At 28.9% G+C, this 17303-nt stretch carries 13 protein-coding genes and 1 other RNA gene; 2 read left to right on the top strand and 12 right to left on the bottom strand.

The features are described from left to right. Window positions 1–35: 35 nt before the first annotated feature. From XO11_RS08650 to XO11_RS08620, 7 genes are all read right to left on the bottom strand, one after another. The gene (locus tag XO11_RS08650; protein ID WP_014297219.1) at window positions 36–836 is read right to left on the bottom strand and encodes an ATP-binding cassette domain-containing protein; all 801 of its coding nucleotides are present in this window, start codon (window positions 834–836) and stop codon (window positions 36–38) included. Continuing rightward, window positions 827–1606 carry an energy-coupling factor ABC transporter ATP-binding protein gene (locus XO11_RS08645; protein WP_075780716.1) on the bottom strand — a complete coding sequence of 260 codons (780 nt, stop codon included), beginning with the start codon at window positions 1604–1606 and terminating at the stop codon, window positions 827–829. Before XO11_RS08645 ends, XO11_RS08650 begins: the two co-directional genes overlap by 10 nt. Next, window positions 1603–2325, bottom strand: a complete 723-nt coding sequence (locus XO11_RS08640) for a class I SAM-dependent methyltransferase (protein WP_014297217.1) — start codon at window positions 2323–2325, stop codon at window positions 1603–1605. Before XO11_RS08640 ends, XO11_RS08645 begins: the two co-directional genes overlap by 4 nt. 5 nt (window positions 2326–2330) lie before the next feature. Continuing rightward, window positions 2331–3011, bottom strand: coding sequence for a hypothetical protein (locus XO11_RS08635; RefSeq protein WP_014297216.1), 681 nt, complete (start codon window positions 3009–3011; stop codon window positions 2331–2333). A gap of 22 nt (window positions 3012–3033) precedes the next feature. Next, an RNA gene (gene ffs / locus XO11_RS08630) (signal recognition particle sRNA small type) lies at window positions 3034–3133 on the bottom strand. A 44-nt stretch (window positions 3134–3177) separates the two neighbouring features. After that, entirely contained in the window at window positions 3178–4503 is a 1326-nt protein-coding gene (gene glnA / locus XO11_RS08625; RefSeq protein ID WP_014297215.1) for a type I glutamate--ammonia ligase, read from the bottom strand. Between the two features lie 92 nt (window positions 4504–4595). Then, window positions 4596–6914 carry a methyl-accepting chemotaxis protein gene (locus tag XO11_RS08620; protein ID WP_175418496.1) on the bottom strand — a complete coding sequence of 773 codons (2319 nt, stop codon included), beginning with the start codon at window positions 6912–6914 and terminating at the stop codon, window positions 4596–4598. 245 nt (window positions 6915–7159) lie between these two features. Between XO11_RS08620 and XO11_RS08615 the strand changes: the two genes are divergently transcribed. Further along, on the top strand, window positions 7160–8848 hold the full coding sequence (locus XO11_RS08615) for a hypothetical protein (RefSeq protein WP_014297213.1): 1689 nt from the start codon (window positions 7160–7162) through the stop codon (window positions 8846–8848). A 44-nt stretch (window positions 8849–8892) separates the two neighbouring features. Here the strand turns inward: XO11_RS08615 and rd are convergent, their stop codons facing one another. The 3 genes from rd to XO11_RS08600 all read right to left on the bottom strand — a co-directional run bounded on the left by rd (window position 8893) and on the right by XO11_RS08600 (window position 11546). Beyond that, on the bottom strand, window positions 8893–9054 hold the full coding sequence (gene rd, locus XO11_RS08610) for a rubredoxin (protein ID WP_014297212.1): 162 nt from the start codon (window positions 9052–9054) through the stop codon (window positions 8893–8895). A 112-nt stretch (window positions 9055–9166) separates the two neighbouring features. Next, entirely contained in the window at window positions 9167–10198 is a 1032-nt protein-coding gene (locus XO11_RS08605) for an L-Ala-D/L-Glu epimerase (RefSeq protein WP_014297211.1), read from the bottom strand. Continuing rightward, complete coding sequence (locus tag XO11_RS08600; RefSeq protein WP_014297210.1) at window positions 10191–11546, bottom strand: transglutaminase-like domain-containing protein; 1356 nt, start codon at window positions 11544–11546, stop codon at window positions 10191–10193. The genes XO11_RS08605 and XO11_RS08600 overlap by 8 nt, the downstream gene beginning before the upstream one ends. 204 nt (window positions 11547–11750) lie before the next feature. Between XO11_RS08600 and XO11_RS08595 the strand changes: the two genes are divergently transcribed. Then, window positions 11751–12653, top strand: coding sequence for a deacetylase (locus XO11_RS08595; RefSeq protein ID WP_014297209.1), 903 nt, complete (start codon window positions 11751–11753; stop codon window positions 12651–12653). A gap of 21 nt (window positions 12654–12674) precedes the next feature. On the opposite strand, the gene XO11_RS08590 is transcribed toward XO11_RS08595, so the two are convergent. After that, window positions 12675–13043, bottom strand: coding sequence for a response regulator (locus XO11_RS08590; RefSeq protein ID WP_014297208.1), 369 nt, complete (start codon window positions 13041–13043; stop codon window positions 12675–12677). A gap of 14 nt (window positions 13044–13057) precedes the next feature. Further along, window positions 13058–17293 (bottom strand): PolC-type DNA polymerase III, encoded by a 4236-nt coding sequence (locus XO11_RS08585; RefSeq protein ID WP_175418495.1) that lies wholly within the window; start codon window positions 17291–17293, stop codon window positions 13058–13060. Window positions 17294–17303 lie beyond the last annotated feature (10 nt).

The following is a 17303-nucleotide window of genomic DNA, read 5'->3' as shown; positions in this document are numbered from 1 at the left end:
ACATGATTTTTCTAATTAGTCAACGTCTATTCTTTTCAATATTGAAATAATTTTTCTAACGTTATATTATTTTTTAATGAACAATAGTATAATTTCAATTTTTCTGATAGTGAGATACTTCTTTTTTTCAATTCTTCTTCACCAAGCATTATAAAATCATTAAATTCACCTTTAAAGCTTATTTCTCTATTTTGAATGTGTAAAACTTTCGGCTTAAATGAAATCAAATCATCTATCCAATGTGTAACAATTATTATTGTTTTACCTGCTTTTCTTAAATTTTCAATAATCTGCCATATTTTTTTTCTACCATTATAATCAAGCCCAACAGTAGGTTCATCAAATACAATATATTTAGGATTATACGCAAGGACAGAAGCTATTGCCACTCTTCTCATTTCGCCACCTGAAAGACTAAAAGGATTTCTGGTTAAAAATTCTGGAGTTAATCCTACAATTTTTAAAATTTCCAGCAATTCATTTTTTGAAATTTCTATTCCAAAATTTTTCGGCGCATATAAAATTTCCTCTAATACTGTTGGTAAGAAAAATTGATTTTCTGGATATTGAAATACTATTCCTACATTTTTTCTTATATCCTTTATATTAACGTTTTTATCTGATGTTTTTAATCCGTCTACTATAACTTCACCATTTTTGGGTATTAATAAACCATTAATATTTTGAATAAGTGTGGTTTTACCCGAACCTGTTTTTCCAAGTAATAACCACATTTCTCCTTCATTTATTTTCCAGTTTATATTTTTTAATGCAATGCTTTCAAATGGTGTCCCTTCTGCATATGTATAGTTTAAATCCCTGATTTCTATTGACATATTTTTCTCTCCATGTCTTCATATGTTCGTCCTGTATATTTTTTGACTATATTTTCAAAAGGTATTTCAACATTAAACCTTTTGCTTTCAGACCAGTTATAAAATCGTTCTCTATCACCATTAAATGCTATCTTTCCTTTTTCAAGAGCTATAATTTTTTTGACAACCTTTAAATCACTTGCATGATGAGAAGCTATTATTACAGTTTTCCCTATTGAAATCAGATTTTTTATTACTTTATATATTTCTTTTCTTCCTTCTGGATCAAGCATGGTTGTTGGTTCGTCCATTAATATATATTCAGGTTGCATGGCAACTATCGAAGCTATTGCCAATCGCTGTTTTTGACCTCCGGAAAGCGTATTTGGATCCTTTTTTTCAAGGCCTATTAATTCTGTTACTTCAAGTACCCATTTTATTCTTTTTTTCATTTCTTCTCTTTCAAGACCAAGATTTTCCAATCCAAAAGCTATATCTTCTTCTACTGTAACTCCAACTATTTGATTTTCTGGATTTTGAAATATATATCCAACATTTCTTTTTAAAAACAAAAGAGAATTTATATCATTATGATTTATTTTTGTGTTGTTATAATATATTTCACCTTTTTGTGGAATTAAAATACCACACATCATTCTTAGTAATGTAGACTTACCGCTTCCATTTGCACCAACTAACCCCACGGGAACCCGTGGTTCAAAAGAGAGAGTAAAATTATTAAATATTGTTTTATTTTCATATCCAAAAAAAAGATTTTTTACTTCTATCATTTTTCTTTCACCGATTTGTATACTCTAATTCCGCCTTTTTTGGTTAATTCAATTACATTTCCAAATACCTTTTTCATATATTCTTTTATTCTACTTCCACCTTTATTGTGAAAAGCAACAAGTTGCAATGAACCTTCATTATTTAAATGTTCATATGCTCCATCAATTAATGCCATCCATACTTTTTTCCCGGCTACAATTGGCGGATTGGAAATTATTTGATCAAATTTCTCATTCTCCCACGGCTCATATAAATATCCCTGCCTTATATCGGCAAAAACATTATTATTTTTTGCATTTATCTTTGAAAATTCAACTGCTCTTTTGTTTATATCGCTCATGTATATTTCAATATCAGGATATTCTTTTTTTAATGTAATGCCAATTACTCCATAGCCACATCCTATATCCAGTATTTTTTTTCCTTCTATTTCTGCATATTCAAGTAATACCTTTGTAGCTTTGTCTATGTCTTTTTTTCCATAAACACCTGTAGGTGCTTTAAATATATATGTGTGTCCATTTTTTAAATTGAGTTCCAATTCTTTTACCCTTAACTCAGATTCTGGATTTTCCACATAATAATGTTGAAAGGTTGTTGGTTTTTTCTTTTCAACTTTCTTTTTTTTATTTGTTTCACCATATAATTTTATTACCTGTTCCGGCGTTAAATCCCTTAAATCTTCAGGTCCAAAAATCCTCTCATTTTTTTCACGCATTTAAATTATTCCTCCCGATTCTCAGTGTTAATGATTTCATTTAAATCAACTAACACTCCAAAATTGTATTTCTTTTGAAATTGATATAATGTCAACCCATTTGGAAAACTTATATAACTGCTTCCAAAATTGAAAAATATAATTATATTATTTGCATTTATCTGTACTTTATATTTTATTCCAAAAGTTATTAACAACGTATCTTCAAATGTTCCTCTAATTGCAGGTAATGTGGTAATTATATCTCCTGTTTTTATCCAGTTTAATGTTTTTAAGTTTAACTGTAAATATGCAGATACCGGATAACTATCAAGAAGAATTCCTGAATAAGCCATTATATTACCTATATTTGCCGTAGTGGTGGAATCTCGCGAAGATATTTCATTAAATGTATTGCTTATTCCTGAATAAATGTTTAAATTGTTTGTTTTTATTCCAAATGTTGCAGAGACATAATTATTTAACTGCGGATTATCAAGATTAAAATCTGCTGTAATATCAAATGTTGTTAACGATGTATTTGTAAAATACGATACACCAAAAGTGGGATATCCTCCCTTTACTTTAACGTTATTGTATGTTTCTTCAAGAAATATTCCATCTGAATATATCCCAAGATTTAACGAAAACAGATAAACAGGTATAAAGATTATAAAAAAAAGAAAAAACTTTTTATTTATATTCATAAAAATCCCCCTTATAAATAAAGATGGCTGGGCACCCCCGCGGCACACAGGAAGTACCGCTTATGGCTGCTCCCTTCCGGGCCTGACCAGGTTCGCGGGTTCCCGTTGCGCGGGACCCAGCCGATTGTAGGTCCCTAAAACCATATTATATTATAATAGAAAAATGTTACATAATCCATAAGTATTTATTAATTTCCCAATCAGTCACATTAATTGAAAATTCTTTCCACTCATGTTCCTTCATTTCAATATATTTTTCAAATATATGCTCTCCTAATACTTCTTTCATTAATTCATCTTTTTTCAATTCTTCAATTGCTTCTTTTAAATTGCCAGGAAGATGGTCTATTCCTATTTTATCCCTCTCTTCAGGTGTCATATGGTAAATATTCGATATTACAGGTTTTGGTGGTTCCAATTTTTCCTGAATACCTTCAAAACCAGCTGCAAATAAAGCTGCTAATAATAAGTATGAGTTTGCTGTTGGATCAGGGCTCCTTACTTCAATTCTGGTTCCTTTTCCTCTTGCTGCTGGAACTCTAATTAACGCACTTCTATTGCTTGGTGACCAGGCTATATTTACAGGAGCTTCATATCCCGGAACAAGACGTTTATAACTGTTAATTGTAGGATTGGCTATAGCGGTTATCGCTTTTATATGTTTTAATACACCGGCTACAAAGTATTTTAATTCATCGCTTAATTCATAATCATTTTCAGGATCAAAGAATATATTTTTTCCATCTTTAAATAAACTGAGATGTGTATGCATTCCTGAACCATTGACGCCGAAGAATGGCTTTGGCATAAATGTTGCATGTAATCCCCTTAATAATGCTATTGTTTTTACAACTAATTTAAATGTCTGTATATTATCTGCTGTTTTTAGCGCTTCATCATATGTAAAATCAATTTCATGTTGAGAAGGGGCAACCTCATGATGGGAAGCTTCAACATTTATTCCCATATCTTCCAGGGCAAGAACTATATCTTTTCTCGTTTCTTCACCCTGATCAATAGGAAGAAGATCAAAGTAACCTCCATTATCGAGGAATTGAAGGATAGGTTTATGTGTTTGAGGATCTTTGGGAAGAAGGAAGAACTCTGGTTCTGGTCCAACAAAACCTTCATATCCATGTTCTTTTAATCTGGATAATACTTTTTTTAATCGATATCTCGGATCCCCTTCAAACGGTTTTCCATCAGCTGTATAAACGTCACATATAATTCTGGCAGATTTATACCCCTTGTCTGTCCATGGATAGATTGCAAATGTTTCCGGGTCCGGTTTTAAATACATGTCTGATTCTTCGATTCTTACAAAACCTTCAATAGATGAGCCATCAAACATCGTTCCTTTTTCAAAGGAATTTTTTAGTTCATCCCAAGGTATTTCTACATTTTTCAGCAGACCATTAATATCTGTAATCTGCAATCTGATAAACTTCACCTTTTCAGCTTCGACAATCCTTAACACATCTTCATGATTCATAAAAAAACACCCCCTATACATATTGTATAGAGGGATTATATCATAAATTTAGATTTTTTTCAATAATCAACTTTAAATTCTTTTAACCAAGTTTAATCGACTTTGAAAAATGAAATTATAGATGTAAGCTTTTCTGAACTTTTTTGTAATCTTTCTGATTGGGCTATCAGAGTATTTATTATTTGAGTTTCATTGTTTATTACTTCAGAAAATCCTAATATTTCTTTTTTCGAGCTTTCAACAAAATTGTTTAAATCATTTTTTCTTGAATCAAATGAGTTTAATATTTGATTCTGGTCTTCTATTATACTCTTTAATACATCAAATACTTTATCAAGTTCATTGGTTAATTCATTTATTTCTTTCATTCCATTTTCAAATTTCAACATTGTATTTTCAAGTGAAACAACATTTTCTTTCGATGACTGAACTTCTTCCAGTAATTTTTTCATATCTTCTGTTATTACTTTTACCTGATTCGCAATATCTATTGCTGTATCATTGGTTTCTTCAGATAAACTTCTTATTTCATCTGCAACTACAGCAAATCCTTTACCAGCTTCCCCTGCTCTTGCTGCTTCTATTGCCGCATTTAATGCAAGAAGATTTGTTTGTTTTGCTATATCAGTAATTTTTACAACAAAATCTGAAATTTGATTTACCTTCACTGTAAATTCATTGAAATTCTCTGCAAGATTTAAAATTAAATTATTTATCACATTTGTTGTTTCTTTTGTATCAGAGGTCAATTTTTCTGTTACTGTATTAAATTCACTTAATTTATCAATTGTAGCTTCAATTGTATTTGCTTCGTTTGAAAGGTTTCCGCTATTTTCAAATAATACTTCTATGCTATTTTCAAGAGAATCTATAAAATCTTCGAGATTACTCATAAGGGATTGAACGCTATTTACTATGTTTTCTATTGATTCTTTTGTATGTTCAAGTTTTTCAGAGGATTCATCTATTTCATCTGAAGCTTTATTTAAGCTCTGTACATTTTCATTTAAATCCTTAAACATTTTAATTAGAAAATCCAGAGTTTCATGTATTTTATTCATCATTAACCCTATTTCATCGTTTTTCTTTTTGTGTAATTGTTTTATATTATTAAGATTCCCTTTTGAGATATTATCAAGATTATCTGCCACAAGAGATAAATCCCGAGAAAGTCTATTTCCTATTGCTATAGATGTAATTATTGAAATTACTATTATTATTAATATAATTACTGCAATAAGCTGTAAAACGTTGCTCATGTCTATTTTCAAATTGAGATCTATATTTTCTGTTTTAAATGGTGGTAATTCAAAGTCGCTTTTTAAATTAATATTGATATCTGTCTTTGTATCTATTAAATTCTTTGATATTTGAATATACATATCAGGAAGAATTTTTGATTGTGTATAATAACTTCTTGCCTTCTTTTTCAATAATGTTTCTGTAATAAACTTATTGGAATTTGAAGGGTTAAATTTTAATCCTGATGTTGGAATATTTCCAAATAACGGATTCCCACTTTTATCATATACAACTATATATGCATTTATTAGATTTCCAAGAGAAACTATATCATTATAATCAAAAGCTCTTAATCCAACCAATATTCCAACTATTTTTTGAGTTGAAACAGGATCATAAACAGGTACTATTGATACATAATACGGTTTATTTTCAATGGTAATAATTTCATTTTTCCCAAACGAGATATTGTTTTCTATAATATTTTTACTTTCTTCTTTTACAATATTTGTTATATTTAATTTTTTTAATGTATCTTTACCCGGAGAATAGCTTTCTGCTTTTCTTTGAATTTTATATGTTGTATCTTTTATATTTATTGTAAATGAATTCTTTCTGGTAAAGACTTTTGGATTAACGAGCCACAGTTGCAATCCATCGAATTTATTTAATTCAACATATGGTTGTAAAATTTTATATCTTTCTATTATCGATATACTTCTCGAAGCTGCTTTTTCTTTTATTTTTTCACTTCTGGAAATTGCATTTAGAAAATCGCCAAGGTTTTGCGTATTTTCTTTTATTTTATTTTCAAAAACAGAAAACAATGTAGCTAATGTATTATCATAATTTTCAAGAAAATATTTTTCTATTTTTCCATTTATATCCTTTTGCAATAATTCAACCTGAGAGGTTATATCTTTATTATATTTTTCAATTTGTGTTTTTAATAAATTATTATACGATTCAAACTGTTTTTTATAACTCTCCTGTATAATATTAATCTGATTCTCAAAATTATGCGAAATAATCTTTTCCTGCTTTTTTATTGAATAGTTTAATACAAAAGAAGTTATTAATAAAGGTGTAATTGATAAAAAAACTATCAATATACCTATTTTAAAACTAAATGAATTAAACAAAGAAACCTTTTTTTCGTCTTTTTGCATTTTTCCACCTCCAAAAATTTGTCAAATTATATTATACCAAATTTAATCTTATAAATATTTTAAGATTTTCATAAAAAAATATTTTCAATCGTATTTATTCTTTTATATTTTCATTCAATAACATATAATCAATGCTAATAACAAAAATTAATTAAACGGAAAACTATTATTTTAAAGAAAGAATAAAAATCAAAATAAGTATGATATAATACTAGTAGTAAAACCGGGAAGGAGGACTTAATAGAATGACTGAATTTAAAAGAAATGAAAATCTTGAAGTAAAAAATATGTCCAATACACCATCACCAAACAAAAAGAATAAATCCAATATTGAGGAAAACAAAAATTTCACAAAACTCCTCAGGTTTATGTTGTTTCTAAATATATTATTTATAGGAATTATTATTTATGTAATTTCCATACGTTATAAAAATGAAGCCATAATTTTAGAGCGTTTAAATAATATAGAATATAATCTTTCTTCTCTTGGAACACTAAACACAAATTTAGAAAAATTAAATAATAACTTCCAAATACTTGATATAATAAATTCTAATGTAAGGAAAATTCCTGATATAGAACTCGATCTCGCCGAAACAAAGGATACTTTAAAATCATTAGACACAAAAGCTTTAAATAATACTATCGATAGATTGGAAAATGCTTTAAAAAATCTTGAAAAAATTGAAATTAAACCAGTTAATATTGATTATAATTCTTTAAAAGAGGATATTGTTACTTCAATAAAAGATGAATTGCAAAAAAAATTCTCAACACTTGAAAGCACTCAAATAATTAATAATATGAATAAAAATACCTCTGAACCTGTAATTTCCAAAGAATTTAATTCAAAGATTGAAAGTATTGAGGAAAAATTAAACCAGATTAATTATCTTATTTCTGATCTTAATAAAAAACAAAAAGAACAGGACATTTTAATTTCTAAAATTGCATCTTCCATTATCAATATTACAAAGAATTCTAAAAATGATGACTTTTATGCTCAATATATTAATAAATTAAATATTTTCGATTCTAAAATAGAACAGCTTTCAAAGAATTTTGAAAGTTTATCAAGTGATAATAATGAAATTTTATCCAACATAAAAAATCTCAATAATAAAATCAATTCCAGTTTTATTAATAAAAATGATTTTATAACTCTAAAAAAATCATTTGAGAATATTGATAAAAAAATAAATTCTCTTGAAACCTCTTTAAAGATTAACAATTCAAATATTAATAAACTCGTAAAAGACATAAAGAATATAAACGCTGAAATTTCCGGAATTCAGTCATATTTCTCAAAAATACAAATGGATATAACAAAGGAAATTAAAAATTCCGAAAAGAAAATGCTTATTATAGACGAAATTAAAAACCTTAATAAATTTATTGATAGTGATGATTTTAAATTAATAAATATGGTTGAAGGATATAATGAAATATGGAATTATATACAAAAAGGACAACTTTCGAATGATCAAACTCTCAATACAGAATTTTCAAAGTTAACAGAAAAGGTATTTGATAAGTTTATAGAAATAGTAAAGATTGAGTATGAAGATTTAAATTCAAGAAGATACAATATAAACTTCCAGAAAGATATCAAATACATTAATTATTCGTTTAATAAACTTATTAAAAACCCCTTTAATGAAAAGAAATACAATATATTAAAAGACGAAATTAAAAAATTAAATATTCTTGAAAGCAAAAGAATTGAAGAGTATAATAATAACGCAAAATTGAAAATAAAAGAATATCTTGACTTATTTAAAAATAAGGTTATTATTAAAGATGAAATTATAAAAAGTTTTAAAGAAAAAATTCTTACCATTGACCCTGAATTGTTATATCCTGAAATTAAAAAGGAATATCAACAGGTTATAACAGCTACAAAGGATATTTTAAAAGAAAAATATATCTGGTGATAAAAAAGAGGTGCTTCTTAAAAAAGCACCTCTTTAATTAATTATTATTCCTGTACTTCAAATAAGTCTTTACCTACACCACACATTGGACATACCCAATCTTCTGGTAAATCTTCAAATGATGTTCCTGCTGGAATACCTGCTGTTGGATCTCCTTCTTCTGGATCGTAAATATATCCACAAACTGTACATACATATTTTTTCATAATCCCGCCTCCTAATTAGTTATAAAATTGTAATTAATACAAATTTATTATATCCTATTTTCTCCAAAAAGTCAAGAGGTATCATGTTAAAATTGGATAAATTTTATCTGTTTTATATTCCTTTGAATACTGGTGGTTCTGAAATGTATTTCCCTCTAAAGGTATCTTCTTTTAAAAGTAATGCTGAATCAAGATCATGATACACAAAAGCTCCTGTTCCAAGCGCAAAATTAACGCTTTGATTAATTCCAACACTTGATTCACCCATACAACCTATCATTAATTGTAAATGAGCAGATTTTACCATTTCAACTATAGCTAAAGCATCGGAAATACCTGATTTCATTAATTTAATGTTTATAAAGTCTACAGCTTCCATTTTTATTAATCTCATAATATCATATTTAGTTTTTGCACTCTCATCTGCACCAACAGGAAATGGACAATTGTATCTTACAAATTTTAATCCTTCAAAATCGGTAGCCTTTACTGGTTGTTCCAATAACCCTAAATCTATCCCTTTTGAATATAATACCTTTGCAAATTCAATAGCCTCTTTTGGTGTATAACCCATATTTGCGTCAACTATATATTTTGCTCCACTGGTTAATTTAGCTATTTCTTCAACAGCTTCTATATCTTTCTTTAAATCTTCACCTACCTTTATTTTTATTACCCTATGACCGGCATTATATATTTCAACAGCATCTCTAACCATATTTTCGACTGTATCTATACTTACAGTTTTATCAATTTCAATCTCTGTTCTTGCACCACCTAAGATTTGATAAACTGGAACATTTATTTCTTCTGAAAATGCATCAAGTGTAGCGTATTGGACAGCAGCTTTAATACTTGGAGATGCAAAGTATTTGTCCATTAAATCAAATATCTGTCTGTAATTTCTAACTTCCATACCTACTAATAATTCATTTATAGAAGATTCCAAAGCATATAACGCTTCAACCTTTTCACCATTTACCCTAAATGAGGGTGAAGCCTCGCCATATCCTTTTGCACCATCTTCCGTTTCTAAAACAACTTCTATATTTGTTGCATAATTTGAAATGCTACCTGTAACATGAAATGGTTTATGAAACTCGTATTTTTTTACTTCAAATGTAATTTTTTTTATTTTACTCATTTTTCTCCCCCCTTTTAAATTCTATGACCTCAATTTTATATTCATAATTATTTGAATAAATATTTTCAACTTCCGTTTCTAATTCCCCCACCTGATTATCATATGGATCGCTTCTATAATACTTTTTATTTTCAAAGTCTTCATAATAATCATTATTTGCAACCATCCTAAAACCATCAAGATTTCCAAAGTAAAACTCTCTATATTCAGGGATATTTCGTCTTGCTCCCCCAAAAGACAAATCTGCTGGTAACCAGCCATATGGTTCAACATAAAATAATGCCCAATCATGCGGAGATGCAAAATATTTATTTATATACCAACCTGACTGCCATCGTGCTGGAACTCCAGCTATTCTACAAAGGGTGATAAACAGTAATGCCTGAAAACCACAATCACCTTTTAGATTTGTTGCCACAAATTGAGGAATATTTTCATATATGCTATATGGTTTTACATATGAATAATTTACATTTAATGTAATCCAGTCATATATTTTTTTAGCTTTTAGATATGGATTTTTCTCGTCTCCAATAATATCCTTAGTAAGTTTTTTTAAATAATATGTATATAAAATATGTGGTGGCTTCTCTTCAAGAAATTTTTTATATTCCGCAGGATAACCTTCTTTTACTTTTTCAGGATCGATATTATTTATCAGTTCTGAAATTTCATATTCAAATTCAACAAAAAAATCTTTTTGATTTTTTGTCAGATCTTCAAAATATATTGTTTTTTGAAGATTTTTATTAAAAACTTTATACTCTTCGTGACTTGTTTCAAGAATTTTTACATTTTTTACCTGGAATTTTTCATCTGGTAAAGGTAACCATGCTTTTATTATATCACCTTTAATATTTTCATATATAGGAGAAATTTTAATTTTTGCTCTAACATTATATTTTTTAGCAGGTGAATTTTCTTTTATAATTTCGTCCAATCTACTATGAAGCAATTCCCGCGCTTTTAAGGAACTTTCATCATTTTTCACAAACTTTTTATACTTCTCAAATTTAAACCCTATATTATATGCAAATCTTTTTTCAAAATATGCTTTCCCATCAATTATAATATAATCCAATTCCCCTTTTTGAAACAATTCTTCAAATCCTATATCTTTAAATCCTCTAATTCTTTCTTTTGCAATTTTACGTGCCTCTTCTATTGTATATGGATAATCAAGTATTAATCTGTTTATTCTTTCTTTTTCATAATTTAACCGTTTACGCAATAAATCTGGCAAGTCTCTTTCAAGCATTTTATTAATTAGATACAACGCATTTCCAATATTACCTACACTTAATTCCCTTTTTATATCTTCTGGTACCCCGACGCTCAAGAATTCCATTTTATCCCCCCTCGTATAAGTTTATGCACAACATAAAGTTTGTTATGCTAATTATTTTGATTTTATCACATAAAAATATAAAATTCAACTTTTGTTAATATAGCTTTTCGAAGAAAAATGTATTAATTTTGAGGTATAATATAATTATCTACAATAAATATATATTATCAGAAAATATAACTTTCTATAATGAGAGGTGATTTTATGATTAATATTATCTGGGATGAAAGATTGATGGAATATGATTTTGGTCCCGGTCATCCTTTGAGAAGCATCAGGTGCAAAAAAGGTATTGAAAGACTAAAAAAAGAGGAAGATTTGGAATATAATTTAATTTCTCCAGAATACGCAGAAAAAGAGGAATTAGCTTTATTCCACACTTTAGATTATATAAAAAGTATTGAAGAAAATATTGGCGGTTCTGCTGAAACACCTGTAAAAAACATGTATAATCCTGCAAGGCTTTCTGTTGGCGCAACATTAACAGCAATAAATTCAATTACTGATGATGCAAGAATTTCTGTTAACCTCTGTGGAGGTTGGCATCACGCTTTTGAAAATAGAGCAAGAGGGTTCTGTATTTTCAATGATGTTGTTATTGGCGCTAAATATGCTCAAAAGAAAGGATTTTCAAAAGTTATGATAATTGATTGGGATGTTCATCATGGCGATGGAACACAACGAGCTTTTTTAAACGATGATTCTGTGTATACCATATCTATCCATCAGGATCCTTCTACACAATATCCATATGTAAGCGGATTTACTTCTGAAAATAAAAAAACAAACCTTAATATTCCAATAACTCCTGGTGAATCCGAACAGGAAATTATGACAAGGGTTTTATCCACAATTCCAAATGAAATTAGATTCTTTAAACCGGAAATGCTTATAATTCAAATGGGTGTAGATGGTGATATGTATGATCCAATGTCATCAATAAACCTTAGCGAAAGGTTTTATAAATCCATATCAGTTGTACTGGCAAGATGTGCAAAGAAAAATAAATTTCCTGTAATCTTATTAGGCGGCGGAGGATTTAACTTTCCGAGAACTGCAGAATTATGGACATTAATTGTCAAAACTTTTTATGAAAATGTGAAATAAAAATAGCGGGAGTAAATCCCGCTATTTTGCTGATAATATGTTTTCTATTGCTTCTATTAACTTTTTTTCTTTAATAGGAATAACAAGAAAATCCTTTGCACCGTTTTTTATTGCTTCGGTAACGTATTTCTTTTCACTTGAAGATGATGTAACTATAATATTCGCCGATGGATCATTCTCAAGTATAAATGTCATAGCTTCTATACCATTCATAACAGGCATCATAAGATTCATTAAAACTATATCTGGCATTGTTTTAAAATACTCTTTTACAGCTTCTTTTCCATTTTCTGCTTCTCCAACAACCATATATCCCAGATTTTCAAGCATATCCTTTAAAATAATCCTATCAAATTTTGAATCATCTACAACCAGCACAGTTACCGGCATACTTCTCACCAACCTCACATAAGACTTTCAAATAGATTTACCTGATTTCTTTCTGGCAATCCTTTTAATATACCCATTTTTTTAAATGTTTCAACAGTTGTTTTATTTATTCCTGTTCTATTTAACAAATCCTCAATTGAAAGAAATTTCCTTTCTTCTCTTGCTTTTACAATACTAATTGCAGCTTTTTCTCCAAGATTTGGTATTTTAATAAACGGAATTCTTAATTTATTACCTTCTATAATAAAGTTTTTTGCATCTGATTTATATATATCTGGCGGTAAAAAGTCAAAACCTCTTAATATCATTTCATATGCCAATTCAAGCACAGTTAATTCATTTTTTTCCTTTACATCAAGTGACTTTGATGCCTTTAATTCAAAGATTCTTCCCTTAATTGCTGGTTTTCCTCTTAAAATAATAGCGGTATTAAATTCATCACCTTTAACAGAAAAGTATGTTGCATAAAAAGCAAGTGGATAATGCACTTTAAAATATGCAATTCTGAACGCCATACTTACATATGCCGCAGCGTGCGCTTTAGGGAAAAGATACTTTATTTTTTTACATGAACCTATAAACCATTCAGGCACTTTGTTTTTTACCATGGCCTCTTCATCTTCCGGAGCTAATCCTTTTCCCTTTCTAACCTTTTCCATAATGAAGAATGAGTGTTTTTTATCTAACCCTTTCTGTATTAAATAATTCATAATATCATCACGACAGGCAATAACTTCATCAACTGTAGCTTTTTTAGCAACAATTAAATCTCTTGCATTGTTAAGCCATACATCTGTTCCGTGGGAAAGTCCTGAAATTCGAACCAAAGCTGCAAATGTTTTGGGTTTTGTTTCTTCTAACATTCCCCTAACAAATTGTGTTCCAAATTCCGGTATTCCCAATGTCCCTACTGTTGTTTTCAATTCACTTTTCAAATCTATTCCCAGTGCTTTTGTTGAAGAAAAAATAGACATAGTTTCTTTGTCATCCATTTTTATATTAAAATATTCAACACCAGTGAGATCACTGAGCATTTTTAAAAATGTAGGATCATCGTGCCCAAGTGCATCGAGTTTTACAAGATCATCGTGGATAACATGATAATCAAAATGCGTTGTCATTGTATTTGCTTTTTTATCGTTTGCTGGATATTGAACAGGTGTAAAATCATATACATCCATATTTTTTGGAACTATCATTAAACCACCTGGATGCTGACCTGTGGTTCTTCTTGCACCTTCAATTTTTTTTGCAATTCTTAAAATTTCTGAATTTCTCATTCCAGGTGCAAATTCTTCAGCATATTTTTTTACATATCCATATGCAGTTTTTTCTGCAACAGTAGATATAGTACCAGCTCTAAATACATGTTCAGAACCAAATAACTCTTCAATAAACTTATGTGCTCTTGATTGATATTCGCCAGAAAAATTCAAATCAATATCAGGAACTTTGTCACCTTCAAATCCCATGAATGTTTCAAAAGGTATATCCTGACCATTTTTCTTCATTTCAATTCCACAATGTGGACACTTTTTATCAGGCAAATCATATCCCGAATCATAAGAACCGTCTGTAATAAATTCGCTATATTTACATTTAGGACATACATAATGTGGTGGCAAAGGATTAACTTCTGTAATCCCCATCATTGTTGCTACAAGAGATGATCCTACAGATCCCCTTGACCCAACAAGATAACCATCATCATTGGATTTTTTTACAATTTTCTGGGCCATTAAGTATAAAACTGCATAACCATGATTTATAATAGAATTTAATTCTCTTTCAATACGCGCTTTTACTATTTCCGGAAGAGGATCTCCGTATATTTCCTTTGCTTTTTCCCAGCTCATTTGTCTTACTGTATCATCTGCACCCTCGATAATTGGCGGATGCAGCTTTCCTTCAAGCGGCTGTATTTCTTCTATTAAATCTGCAATTTTATTTGTATTTTCAATAACGATTTCTTTTGCTATATTTTCATCTTCAAATATTTCGTATGCTGCATCTAACATTTCTTTTGTTGTTCTAAAGTATTTATTGGAATTATATACATGTTTTTTCTGGCCTTTTGTGGCAGAGCCGATTATTAACGCATCTCTTATTTTTTTATCCTCTTTATTTAGATAATGCGCATTAGATGTCATAACAACAGGTATATTAAAATCTTTCGCACTATTATATATTACCCTATAAAATTCCTTTATCTGTTCTTTATCAACATTTTTATGTTCTATACTGTCAAGAGGTTGTATTTCTATATAATCATACATACTAATCAACGAATTTATTTCATCCTGTGAAGCTCCTCTTGAATATTCTTCATAAATAAGGTTTTTTGTACAGCCACTACCTATTAAAAGCCCTTCTCTATTTTCAAGTAACTCACTTAATAAAACTGTGGTATCCCTATAAAAATATTCTGTATGTGCTTTAGAAACTAATTTATATAAATTTTTCAAACCTGTTCTATTTTTTACCAACACAGTAGCATGATGCTTTCTTAACTTTTTAAAATCAATCATTTTTTCAAGATTCATTAAGGAATTTATTTCTTTTATTCCTCTTCCTCTGGCTTTTTCAAGGAGTTTTAAAAATACCTTGGCTGTTATTTTAGCATCTTCATGAGCTCTATGATGTTCAAAATTTTCCAGGCCCAAAGACTTAACCACTTTATCAAGTGAATGCCCACCTTTAAGATTTAACAAAGCTCTCGCCATAGCCAATGTGTCTATATACGGTTTTACAAGATCTATATCCATTATTTCTTTTACCCATCTTCTTAAAAACCTGTAGTCAAAATTGGCATTATGAGCAACTAAAATGCTATCTCCTATAAAATCCATAAATTCTGGGAGAACATCGGATATATCCGGTGCGTCTTCCAGCATTTCATTGGTTATTCCTGTTATTTGTTGAATCTTCAAAGGAACAGGTTTTGATGGTTTTATAAGTTTATGGAAAATATCTGTAATTTGTCCATTCTCAATCTTTACAGCACCAATTTCTATTATTTCTTCTGCATTTGGATCAAAACCGGTAGTTTCAAAGTCAAATACAACAAAATCTGCATCAAATCCATATTCTTTATCTAAATTATATGCAATTGAAACCTTGTTATTTACAACATTAATTTCACAACCAAAAATTGGTTTTATACCCTTCTTTTTAGCAATGCTATAAAACGTTGGTATTGATTGAACAACTTCATGATCAGTAATCGCAACAGCTTTATGCCCCCACTTAGCTGCTGTTGAAACTAACTCTTCTACATCAAGAACCGAATCAAGAGCACTAAACTTAGAGTGCGCATGTAATTCCACTCTTTTTTCTTCACAATCATCTATTCTTTCTTTTGTTTCTGTTTTTAGTATATTAAAAGGTATTATTACATATTCTTTCTGAAATTCATCATATTGTATCTTACCTTCAACCTTTATGCTATCTCCTACAGATATTTCATTATTTACTTTTTCAGCATTATTTTTAAACGATTTGATTGTTATTGAATCCCTATTATCAGTAATATATAAAGTAACAATAATTGCCCTGTCGTTAAATTCTTTGAAAAACACCTTTCCTTCAACTACAACATTAGATGTATGATACATTACTTCATTTAATTTATCAATAGGCACAGATACCTTCTTAAAATAAGAACCTATAATCACTTTGTCTTTTTCATTATCTTCATTTTTTATATTATCTGAAAATTCATTATTAACTACAGCCTGAGGCACTGTATTTACAGGTATATGCTCATTATTATATTCATTATTGTGATAATCAAAATCATTTTCGTCAGATAATTCATTATAATCTATGTTTAAGGATTCATCGTAAATAAACTCATATTCTGGTAAATACCCCAATGTCCTCGAAACAATATTTTCTACATTTTTTCTATATTTTCTAACTCTATCAAATGCAAATTTATTAGCCACTCTAAATACAAGGGAATTATTTTCTATATCTGGAACTATAAACCTTAAATAATTTTCTTCACTATTACCGGCAATTAGGTCCAGCCATTTTTCTAATATATACGCTGGTTCCTTCTTATTAAGAAGTTTTATTTTAACAGGTTTCTTTGATAGTCTTGAAAAGAAACGCTTATATAATCTTTCTTCTGATTCGCTAAGTGGATCAAATAACTTTAAAATTAAATATGAATCTTCTTCAATTTCACCATCAAAATCAAAAGGATAAAATCCCAATTTAGAAATAACATATTCAGAAATTTTCACGGAGTACCCT

The organism is Marinitoga sp. 1138, assembly GCF_013363265.1.
GTDB classification, from domain to species: Bacteria; Thermotogota; Thermotogae; order Petrotogales; family Petrotogaceae; genus Marinitoga; species Marinitoga piezophila.
Note: the sequence above shows the minus strand (reverse complement) of the source record. Positions and strands in the feature narration are given on the sequence as shown.